This is a genomic window from Paenibacillus sp. FSL M7-0134 (assembly GCF_038007865.1).
In the GTDB taxonomy this organism is placed as follows: domain Bacteria; phylum Bacillota; class Bacilli; order Paenibacillales; family Paenibacillaceae; genus Paenibacillus; species Paenibacillus polymyxa_B.
This window is the reverse complement of the sequence record NZ_JBBOXV010000002.1, coordinates 2,313,770-2,324,852: the sequence shown is the minus strand read 5'-3', so window position 1 is coordinate 2,324,852 and position 11,083 is coordinate 2,313,770. Positions and strand designations below refer to the sequence as shown.

Annotated in this window: 5 protein-coding genes and 1 pseudogene; all 6 read right to left on the bottom strand. The window is 44.7% G+C overall.

Features of this window, described 5'->3' with window-relative positions:
- Window positions 1–417 precede the first annotated feature (417 nt).
- The 6 genes and pseudogenes from NSQ58_RS26000 to NSQ58_RS25975 all read right to left on the bottom strand — a co-directional run bounded on the left by NSQ58_RS26000 (window position 418) and on the right by NSQ58_RS25975 (window position 11,016).
- On the bottom strand, window positions 418–6,510 hold the full coding sequence (locus NSQ58_RS26000; protein ID WP_340959644.1) for an aminotransferase class III-fold pyridoxal phosphate-dependent enzyme: 6,093 nt from the start codon (window positions 6,508–6,510) through the stop codon (window positions 418–420).
- Window positions 6,485–7,705, bottom strand: a complete 1,221-nt coding sequence (gene fabD, locus NSQ58_RS25995; protein WP_340959643.1) for an ACP S-malonyltransferase — start codon at window positions 7,703–7,705, stop codon at window positions 6,485–6,487. Before fabD ends, NSQ58_RS26000 begins: the two co-directional genes overlap by 26 nt.
- A gap of 629 nt (window positions 7,706–8,334) precedes the next feature.
- Window positions 8,335–9,120 carry an S-layer homology domain-containing protein gene (locus tag NSQ58_RS25990; RefSeq protein WP_340959642.1) on the bottom strand — a complete coding sequence of 262 codons (786 nt, stop codon included), beginning with the start codon at window positions 9,118–9,120 and terminating at the stop codon, window positions 8,335–8,337.
- A 374-nt stretch (window positions 9,121–9,494) separates the two neighbouring features.
- A complete protein-coding gene (locus NSQ58_RS25985) occupies window positions 9,495–9,893 on the bottom strand; it encodes a class I SAM-dependent methyltransferase (RefSeq protein ID WP_341058575.1) in 399 nt (132 codons plus the stop codon).
- A gap of 21 nt (window positions 9,894–9,914) precedes the next feature.
- Window positions 9,915–10,187 (bottom strand): annotated as a pseudogene (locus tag NSQ58_RS25980) (GNAT family N-acetyltransferase); the annotation flags it as partial.
- A gap of 526 nt (window positions 10,188–10,713) precedes the next feature.
- Window positions 10,714–11,016, bottom strand: a complete 303-nt coding sequence (locus tag NSQ58_RS25975; protein ID WP_028541298.1) for a putative quinol monooxygenase — start codon at window positions 11,014–11,016, stop codon at window positions 10,714–10,716.
- Window positions 11,017–11,083: the final 67 nt, after the last annotated feature.

Here is an 11,083-nt window from a genome sequence, read left to right as displayed (position 1 = left end):
TATAAAGAAACCATCCTCATACTAATAAAATATAATTATCCATCTGTAAAGCGAGGATCTAATTTGTTTTATTAAACCATTAATGGCTAAATGCGCTTATCTAACTTATTATGCAGGATATAGTTTTTTTCCAGTAATGATCCTAAAAAAACTCAAATCTTTTCGTTTACTCGCTGACATGCGTCAATTTATGACAATTGAATTCGATGACATAACTGATGCCCATACTGGGTGCACTACTAAAAATGCCAAGTCCTAAGAATAGAACCTGACATTTTATCAAACTTGGAGCGTAAAGACGCCAAGGTGCACTTTACCCGATTTTTCAGCAAAATAAATACGGGATTGGACAGTTTGCTTAACGTCTCACATTAATGTGTTCGCGTGTCAGAACGGGAGTCACTTCGTTTCTTTTCATTAAGCGAACCAAAACTGCTTTTGATCCGGGGTTAGTGGGATGACCGTTTCATGCGCGTCCACTGTCAATACTTCTGAAGGGTCGGATATAGGCAATCTTTGCTTACCTGGACCTGGGCCTTTCCCGTTCGGGGTCAGATCAGGCAAGAATCCCCCTTTACGCAGCTCATCCACACTGTCCTTGACAGCTTGTATGATCCGCGCAATATCTTCCTCTGTATGAGCGGTCGACAAGAAGCAGTTCCGCCCTTCCCAGATGTAAATACCCCTTTCCAGCATGTGATAGAAGAAAAGCTCCAGATCACCCTTGAGTACGAAGCGAAATAGTGAACCAAAGTGAACAATCTTCATGGGTATCTGCTCATGGGTAAAGTAACTATTTAACTCTGCTGCCAACGCTGAAGTACGGCTGTTCAACTGATTTTGCAGCTGCTCGCCGTGGTTTTCCAAATAATCCAACACTGCTAGGGATGCCGCCATCGCCAGCGGATGATGACAGAACGTACCGGCTACAAAGGTTCGCCGATGCTCATTCTGAGGATAGGAACCATCTCCGAAGCTCCAGGTGCCACCGTCAATCCCATCCATAAAGTCGGCTTTCCCTGCTACGATACCGATTGGCATCCCTCCGCCAATAACTTTACCGTAGGTCACAAGGTCAGCTTGTACCCCAAACCACGCTTGAGCGCCTCCCGGTTGAATCCGGAAGCCTGTAATCACCTCATCGAAAATAAAGGCTGTACCGGATTGCTCCGTGATCTGACGAACCTCCTGTAAAAAGGCCTTCGGCTGAAAATCAGGACGACGGCTTTGCACCGGCTCCACTAGCACAGCAGCTAGCTCCTGCCCATGTGTACGTATATAATCCAGCGATTCGTCTGTTCCATAATTGAGTACAACGATATCGTCCACCATGTGCTGCAAGATGCCAGGCGCCAGAGGTGTGGAATGCTCCTTATTATTGCCTGCACTACCCAACGCAAGCACACCATCATACGTACCGTGATAGGAGCCAGCAAAAATGGCTACTTTGGCTCGTCCAGTGGCAGCACGCGCCAAACGGAGAGCAACCATAACCGCCTCGGTGCCGGAATTGTACAAAGCGATCCGTTCTACACCGGTCAGCTTGCAAATCTTCTCGGCGACTTGTCCTGCCATGTTGGACATAGGTCCGACACACATGCCGTTCTTTAGCTCTGCCTCAATTTTTTCACGAATAAAGGCTGGATTGTGTCCAAACAGATTAACACCAAAGCCCATGGTCAAATCTACATATTCATTCCCATCCAAATCCCAAATTTTGGACCCGTCTGCACGTTGAGAAACAATTTGATAGACCATTTCCTTCAAAATAGGCCGGAATCCGGCTACATTACGGTTATTCGCGTAGACAGACCGATACTGCTGAGTGTACTGCTTGGTGCTTCGCGTCCGAGCAGTATAGCGCTCAATCAGCTCTTGCAGATGTTGTTCTTGGCGGTGTGAAAGCAATTCATGAGCTTTGACCTCCAGCTTTTTATAAGGTGTAAACGGTTTTGATTCCTGGCCTGCATTCTTCGGAACAGCTAGTACCGGTGGAACAATAGCTAATGCAGTTGCGATTTCCTGTTTGGTTTCAATGATCTCTGCGCTTTCTCTATTTGCTGACGGCAAAACCCTTTCCGGTTGAAATGATTGGGAAACGGATGTCGGAGGAGTTGGTTGAGTTCGGAGCACATCAAGCTGCTGTGACATCACGTGCAGCTGCTGCTGCAAAATCTGCTCGATACCAGCAGAAGTCGCTATAACTGATGTGCTTTGAAATGGGTCTTGCCCGGACGTGACTATTCCATGAGGCGATGTACCAATTGCGCTGGAATCCTGCCCTGTCCAGGTTGATACTGTAGTAGCATCTACCCGATTAAGGGGTATTTTCGGTTGGATTTCCACAGCACCAACTGCTGCCTCGTCAGAAACGGAAATACTCACCTGTTCTGCGACGTAGCTAGTCAACAGTTCGAGCGTGGTCAGCGATTCAAAAAATTCATTCATTGGGACATCCAAGTCGAATGTATCCTTGATGCTGTGGCGGACCTGGGACAAATTAATGGAGTCCAGCCCTAGTTCTAGAAAATGTGTTTGCGGTTCCAGTTCCTCAAGACTAAGTTGTGACACATTACCGATCATTTTCGCTAGCTTTTGTTGAATGGAAGATTTATGCTGCTCAGTAAACGACGCTGAAGTCGAATACTCATTCCCCATATTTTCAGACTCCCTTACTATTGGTTTTTTATAAACGGGTGCGTTCTGCTCTGCTCGAACCTGTTCTGGAACATGAATCCAGCACCTTTTCCTTTCAAACGGATACGTAGGTAGAGAAACCCTTTTGTACGGGTGACCTGCGTATATCGTGTCCCAGTCTATCTGTGCCCCCTGTACGTACTTCACTGCTACTTGCTCCAGTGCTTGTAAAGTGTCCGAGCTTCCGACGGCTGTTTCTGTACCACCACTGCTATCTACTTTTCCAATGTATACACCTTCAATGGCCTTGCCCTGCTCATAAAGCTGAAGTAATTTCACTTTCAGAGCCTCCGCTCCTTCGGCTATCACAGCCACTCGGTATGTTAAGTGGCTTCTGCCCGTGTTAGCCGTATAGCAGACATCCTCCATCGGCAATTCTTCCTCACGTTCAAAGCGATCCACGTACCGTGCAATCAACTCACTTAAAGCTCCTTCAGTTCGCGCCGACAGTGTCAGCAGCAATGGCGATGATCCATTTTTTCGGTCGGTGGTTTCTTGGTCCGCACTCTTTTTCGCTATATATTCTTCCAGCACCACGTGGCAGTTTGTCCCGCTGAAGCCAAAGGAACTCACCCCGCATCTTCTCGGAAATCCGTCTGTCTTCCATTCCCTCAGTCTAGTGTTGGCATACAGCGGAGATTCTTCAAAATGGATGTTCCGGTTGGGTGTGCGAAAATGAACGAGCGGTGCAATCTGTTGATGCTTCATCGACAGCACGCATTTGATCAATCCCGCAATCCCAGCAGCTTCGTATAAATGCCCAATATTCGTTTTGACCGTGCTTATCGCCACAAACTGCTTGCGCTGTGTAAATCTACGGAATGCCTGGGTAATGCCCTTAATTTCAACGGGGTCACCCAACTTGGTGCCAGTACCATGGGCTTCAATATAGCTTACCGTCTCGGGATCGATCCGTGCATCACGCCACGCCTGCGAAATGACTTCTGATTGAGCCAGCGCATTGGGCGCGGAAATTCCAATCGTACTGCCGTCCTGATTAATCGCGCTTCCTTTGATCACACCCAGAATGTGATCTCCGTCTTTTTCCGCTTGGCGAAGCGGCTTTAAGAGAACGGCTCCAACGCCTTCGCCCCAGCCTGTGCCGTCCGACTGATCGTCGAATGCTCGTGCCCGGTCATCGGAGGATTCCATGCCAATGCCAGCTTTCAACGGCAGCAAAATGGTCTTCACTCCACCGGCCAAAGCCATCTCACAGTCTCCATTCAAAATCGACTTACACGCCAGATGTACCGCTACGAGTGACGAGGAGCATGCCGTATCAATGGTCAGTGCTGGGCCTTTTAAATCAAGCAAATACGCAATCCGACTGGAGATAACGGACGGAAGATTGCCTATGCCAAAGTTTGGAATCGCTCCTGGCTCCACTTCGGACAACAATCGTTCATATTCAAAGCTGGTTTTGGAGAATCCAACATACACCCCTACCTTTTTCCCCGACAGCTGTTTTCCTCCATAGCCTGCATCCTCAATCGTGCTCCAAGCAGTTTGCAGAAATAAACGTTGATTCGGGTCCATCAGAGAAGCTTCACGTGGAGTCAGCTTGAAGAAGGTGTAGTCAAATTTGTCCACTTCGTCCAGATAGCCACCTTCGGCGATTTGCATGTTTCGGCCTTCCATATTCAGACGGGAAATAAAAGCTTCGGCATCCTTTTTTCTTTCATCGCTATATGGACTGATATGATCTGTACCGGAAGCTACATTCGCCCAAAACTGCTCCAGTGTATCCGCATGAGGAAACTTACCGGACATGCCAATGATAGCAATATCCAGGTCCTCTACCTCCTCTTTGGATTCCAATTGCGGTGCTGTGTTCACCTTATGACCTAAGCCCTGACTGGATATATATCCAGCTAGCTTGGCGATAGTCGGATAAGAGAAAAAGTCCGTTACCTCAATATGAATCCCGAGTTGTTCCTCTAATTGGTCCACGATCTGAACGAGTTGTAAGGATGTTACGCCGATATCAAAGTAGCTATCTTCCTTCCCAATTGACTGTACATTTAAAATAGCTTGGCAAATCCCAATCAGTTTTTGCTCGATCTCACCTTGAGGTACAGGGGCATCGTTCGCTTCCTGTATATTTCGAGCGGCCTCGGTTAGGGATGCCAAAACTACATCATATTCTCCCTGCTCGTAGCTCTGAGCCAGCTTGTAGCGCTGAACCTTTCCACTAGTAGTTTTGGGAATACGGCGAATTGGAACTACATCTTGAATATGCCATCCTCCCCGATAATTCAAATGGCTTTTCAGCCTTTGGACTGTTGGCAAAAATAACTCTATTTTTTTCGTGTGCATCACAAAAACAACAATACGATCCTGTCTAGTTTGTGCATCATGTACACCGCAGACAGCTACTTTCCCCAGATCCACCCCGTCCAGTTCCTCTGCAATCCTTTCGATATCATGCGGATAAATGTTCTGGCCGTTCACGAAAATAATATCCTTAGCTCTGCCTGTAATCACCAGTCGTCCGTTTCTCATAAAACCCAAATCTCCGGTAATGAGCCAGCCATCCTCTGTCTTGACCTTTGCGGTAGCCTCAGGATTGTTATAGTACCCAGCAGTCACATTTTTGCCGCAAATTTGGGTGTATCCGATTACATCGTCCTTTAGTACCTGATTTTGCTCATCACAAATGCGAACAGAGGTGCTGGCCATGGGGTAGCCCAAATCCGCAAACGTAAGACAACGCTTATCGGATGAATCTACTTCTTCTATAGGTTCACCTACATGTAGCTGCTGCCGATTTAAATGAATAGTAACAAAATTATCTTTATCCAAAGGTGGAGTGGAGACACCTACGCTGGCCTCTGCCAAGCCGTATACAGGATACATGATATTTTTTTTTAATCCATGTACACTCATGGCTTCCATAAATACATGGCAAAGCTCCACCGATATGGGCTCAGCCCCATTTAAAATCATGCGAACACTTGACAAATCCCAGTTATCCGCTGTTTTGGATTTATATTGATCAAGGAAAAATTTATAACCGAAGTTAGGAGAACAGATTTGAGTCACCTTATGCTCCGACACCTTTTTTAGCCATAATGAAGGACGTCTTATAAAAAGAGCTGTTGGCATAATGAGCTGCTTGGCATGGGCGATGATACAGGTTAAATGAAAAGCGATCAATCCCAAATCATGTGTGAGTGGCATCCAGCCCAGATACGCATCACTTGAAGTCATTCCCGTTTGACTGGCGATATCCCGAATATTGTATACGAGATTCTCATGCGTCAGCATGACTCCCTTGGGATCACCTGTCGAACCAGAGGAAAATTGAATAAACGCCAAATCCTCCGGTCTGGATTGATGAATGGTCCCTTTGTTCTGATCGGAATAATCAAAATCATGGCTAGAAAAGGTCGCTTCTTTCACAGAATCAAAGAAATCCAGCATCTCATGCTGATGAGAATACTTTTCTAACTGCTCTAATACTTTATGATCCGCAATCATGTAAGGGCAAGTAAGGGTACTCCAGATTTTAAATAGCTTCATTTTATGTTCATCATTATTCCCGATACTTACAGGTACGGGGACGATTCCGCCGAGCAGACAGCCCCAAAACACATTCACAAAGGTATGATTGTCTTCAATTTGCATAATTAGCTTATTGCCAGGCTGTACTCCTTTTTCCTGCAATTGATGAAGTACCTGCAGTGCTTGCTCCAGAAGCTGACTGTAGCTTACATACTCCTCCTGTGTATCACCCGAAATGAAAATAATTCCATTTTCAGCTCTACTGGCTCGGTCCTGAATGATTTCAATTAAAGTTTGAAACTGCTCCATCCTGATCCCTCCTCAAAAGGTCTAAAACTTCCTCCTGCTCTCCTGCAGATACTTGTTTGGTTTGCAATATCAGGCGAATACACTCCAGCGCTTCGCGTCTTAGTTCATAAGCAGAAGAAGATTTGCCCGATTCTATGCTTTTGAGTAACTCCTCCAACCTGTGAATAGGTAAAATAACCCCCTTTTGATACTCATCCTCATTCCAATTGGCATTGGGTGTAGACACCGCCACCGCCAGCGGTTTGACCAACCAATCACGGATCGAAAAACGACGTTCCAGCTCAATCCGATCCAAGTCTCTGTCCAAGGAAAGCACCTCAAAAGCGATGTTTGTTTCCTTTGCCAAGTTTTTCAGCACCGTTCGCGGTCCTAATTCAATTCCCTGCTTCACCCCATGTTTCTCCATATACTGCATCGTTTGTATCCACCGCACTGGATGGATCATTTGCAAATGCAAACCTTGACGAATGCTGTTGGCATCCGTATATGGCAGTGCTGTAACATTAGAAATGACAGGCCACAGCGGTTCATGAAACGTATATTTTTGCAATTCCAATGCTAATCGGTCAGCAGCATGCTGCATAAGCGGGCTGTGAAAAGGGCCGCTTACCTGCAAACGGGTAATTTGGAACCCACGTTGCTCTAATTGTCCCGCCACCGCAGCAACAGAGGCATGATGACCAGAAACGACGTATTGATAGGAGGAGTTATAACAAGCGATGGAAATAGGCTGACTGGTTACGTCATAGTGATCGCACAGCTCTTCTAGCAGATTTAAATCAGCCCCTCGAACAGCAATCATGCAACCCACTCCGGCCTCTGAAGCTTCTTCCATAAAGCGTCCCCGTTCTTGTACCACCCGCAAAGCATCGCCAAACGATAAGACTCCGCCGCTTACCAATGCAGAATACTCACCCAAACTATGCCCTGCAGAAAATTCGGGAATAATCCCAACATCGTGCATGTAACGTCTGAATGCGATTACACTAATTGTGAGTAGTGCAGGCTGGGTGTAGGATGTTCTGGATAATTGGGAGATGGGTCCTTTCATACATAAAGTTTTCAAATCATACCCCAAAATATCAGCAGCCTCTTCAAAAATGTGACCTGCCTCTGAAAAACCGTCATGCCATGCCGCTCCCATCCCGACATACTGAGATCCTTGTCCCGAAAAAAGCAAAGTCATGCGATTCATGTCCAACCCCTTTCCTCACCATAAAAAAGCGGTAAAACAAATGTTTTATGGGATTCAGATGTTCACATTCCTATGTATTTAAGATAGATACAGCAAAAACAACAAAATGTCTTGCCACAAACAAACAGTAATCGACATGTTAAAGTAAATCGTTTTTGAGTTTCATGATGTAATCAGAATTAAAAGTGTGTAAGTAGACTTGGAAGTGTAAAAAAATGGAGTGTGCTGGAAGTTCAGAGTTGATACTTAGAAACTTCAGCATCATAGATGAGTGTAAGACATAGGTTAAGGCTATTAATTTATTATAAACATTAAAATGAATTAAAGTACAGTGATATATACTACATATATTTTATAAACCAAAAGAATATCCTCTTTTGTTTAAAAAAAGGAATTGTTTTCAGCTTTTTAATGAATTTACATGAAAATTTCATATTCTAAACTATTGACTGGCATCTATCGTTAAAACAAAAAAGCCGCCAATTTGGCGACTTTTTATACATAGTTGTTGTCCTTCGACAGTAATCGACGGTTAGGCGTCGTCATAGATACGTTACTAAATAAGTAGAAAACTCCAAAGCGCTTTATCTCCTTATGCAGTTTCCTTGATGGCTACAATGTGCAAGCGGCTAGTGTCGATTCTCCACTGACTTGGTTGTGGCTTCGTACAAACGCTGTAAAAGGGTAACAGCTTCAGCCCGTGTAACTAGTGCTTTGGGGCGAAGGTATCCTTCATTAGCGGTAAGGACCCCCATCTTGGTTAGGGTGTAGAATGCTTCTGCCTTTTGATCCTGGGAATCGCCATCATAGGAGTACTCTTCTCCAGTCTTGTCGATGTACAGCACCGGATAGTAGGCCGAGAAATTGTCATTGTAATTGGCCTGACGAACTTTCATATCCTTGTACTGCGCAGCTGCGGAAATCACTTCCTCAATCTCAGGATGAAGCGTCTGATTGGTATAATCCGTCCGAAGAGAGGCAATCATCATCACATCCCAGCGGGTCAATGGTTTGTCAGGCTTGACATAGAAAAGATAGTTTGGATATTTCCCCCCAACACTTTCAGCATACGGCCAAACATAGTCCCCGTTGAATATTGCTGCAAAATCTTTATTCGCCCAGTGTTTACGCGCATCCACAAAGTCGGAAGATTTGCCGGAAGAATGATCGATTTCTGGAAAAAGCTTGTGAAACATATGTACAAATTCTGCTTTCGTTATAGTTTTGCTTGGCTTGAAGGTCCCATCTGCATAGCCCTTGACAACGCCCTTGTCGACCATGGAACGAATCGATTCGGCAGCCCATTCATATTTTGTTCCTTCCACATCTGAAAACGTGTTTGCCGCGAATGCAGATTGACCGAAAAACAGTGTCGTCGCAACCAACGGGGTGATAAGCCATTTCTTTTTCAACATCTCTTCACACTTCCTTTAGGTAAAATTTATGTATAAAATAGTTCTCAAGACTCAATTTTATATCGGCATTTCAAAAGAAAATGATGATATCAGAGAGAAAAAAAGTACTGTTAAACAGTATTTTGGAATATCGACAATCTGTGTTTAAAAAATGCTATGGATACAAGTTCTAAAGCCTCTCCATATTCGGGTAGCCCGTCGGGAATTGAGAAAGCTTGTGGAGGCCTGCATGGGCCAATTTCTCCTGTATTACTCTTCCGACCTAAGCCTGTAAGTTCGACCCTGGCATCGATTAACCACTTCATGTAATCTGCCCACTAGTTAAAAAAACAGCCGAGCGCTCGGCTGTTTTTGATAGCGTTGAACTATCGTTTTTAATTAGCACGTGCATAATCGTTGTTGCACTGAAGCCATTCATACCAAGCTTTCGAGAAGCATTTCATTTCTCTTACCGATTCAACGTAAATATTTGGCGACGGTTCCCATAATTTCCGCCACCAATCGCATGTATGCCACTGATTATCAACCTCACTAAGTGACAAGAACGGCTGCAGTTCCACGGGTATATCCCCATCAAACTCCATCTTTACCCCTGACATCGCTATAGCCAATTTACCTCCTTCTTTAACTAGCGGCGTAAGATGGTCATCTAAGTACTGCTCATTCGCTCCAAAATATTGATACGCATCTACGCTTATAACTGCATCAAAGTATTGTTCCGCAAAAGGCAAGTGGCAGGCATCTGCATGGATGGGGATAATTTGGCTTTCCAAACCAAACTCTCTGAATCTTCTATTCTGATCAGGGTCTCCTAAAAAACCAATCCCTCCAACAATTTCTTGGGTATCCTTCTCCACAATGATCCAAGAGTCAAAACCTCTAGTGCCATTATTTTTTATCAAAAGTTCTCGAAAATAAGGTAAAGCTTCAAAGAAATCAGGACCCGGCCATTCATCACTGGTTTTATAACCCAAAGCTTCAATAGCACCTATATCACGTCGGGCTGCTGCTTCGATTAAATTAAGATCAAGTGTTTTTAATATGAGCCGATTCGTTTGAAGTTTCATGTATTGTCCACCTTTCTATTTACTTAGATTGAATCTTTCATTCAAGAAGTCTGGATGTATTTGACCAAATTGGAGTAATTCCCTTCTATCCCCCTTTGCTAAAAATTAGAAAAGGGCAGGAATGAACATACGTCATTCCTACCCTCATATCACCTGCTATTTGAGCCATAAAAAAATCCGCGCTGAACCAGCACGGATTGGACTCATTATAACAGGTATCCCTAAGGATCTGGTAATATCCGTTGTTCTTAACTAATTCCGAAGCTTTCAAATCCCACCCGTAATACAAAAATTGGGCAGACGAATAGTAGGTGCATAAAAACCTCTTTTTATGGAATTGGATTAGTAAAGAACAGCTCCAGACAAAAAAATCTCTCCTTAGTGAATTACCCTTATTATACCAGGGCCAATTTTATCTGCCAACCTTTCACATGTTACAAAAGCGTTTCATTAGGACTATCCTGCTGGTTAGCTTAAAAGCAACCGAGTGATCGGCTGCTGTGGTAGCAGCAATTGCATCATGACCCTACAGGCCTTTTCCCCCTAGAGCACGCAGTTTAATGGGCTCCGCTCCGATAATTAACGGTCGGCCGCGTTGTATCGACGCCAGTACCTCTTCGTTCTTAAGACTGGCTGCATGGGCATCTGCATCTTTCCACAGTTCGGTCACATACACCGCATTCGGGTCGTCGTCTGACACATTGACTATATACAAATAGCAGTCATTATTCGACTTCAACAGATCGGCCGCTTCTAGCAAGATGTCTGCAAGAGCGTCCCTTTGCCCTGGACGTGCCGTCAACTTTCCATACATAGCAAAATGGTTCATGATCCTCATCCTACCCTCGAGTGATGTTTGACTTCATCTTATCATAATGTTCCGCAATGTCAGCGCT

Bases quoted from the DNA above. Each gene is read 5' to 3' on its own strand.
- NSQ58_RS25975 (WP_028541298.1), bottom strand. From the start codon at position 11,016: ATGAACCATTTTGCTATGTATGGAAAGTTGACGGCACGTCCAGGGCAA.
- NSQ58_RS25990 (WP_340959642.1), bottom strand. From the start codon at position 9,120: ATGTTGAAAAAGAAATGGCTTATCACCCCGTTGGTTGCGACGACACTG.
- fabD (WP_340959643.1), bottom strand. From the start codon at position 7,705: ATGAATCGCATGACTTTGCTTTTTTCGGGACAAGGATCTCAGTATGTC.
- NSQ58_RS26000 (WP_340959644.1), bottom strand. From the start codon at position 6,510: ATGGAGCAGTTTCAAACTTTAATTGAAATCATTCAGGACCGAGCCAGT.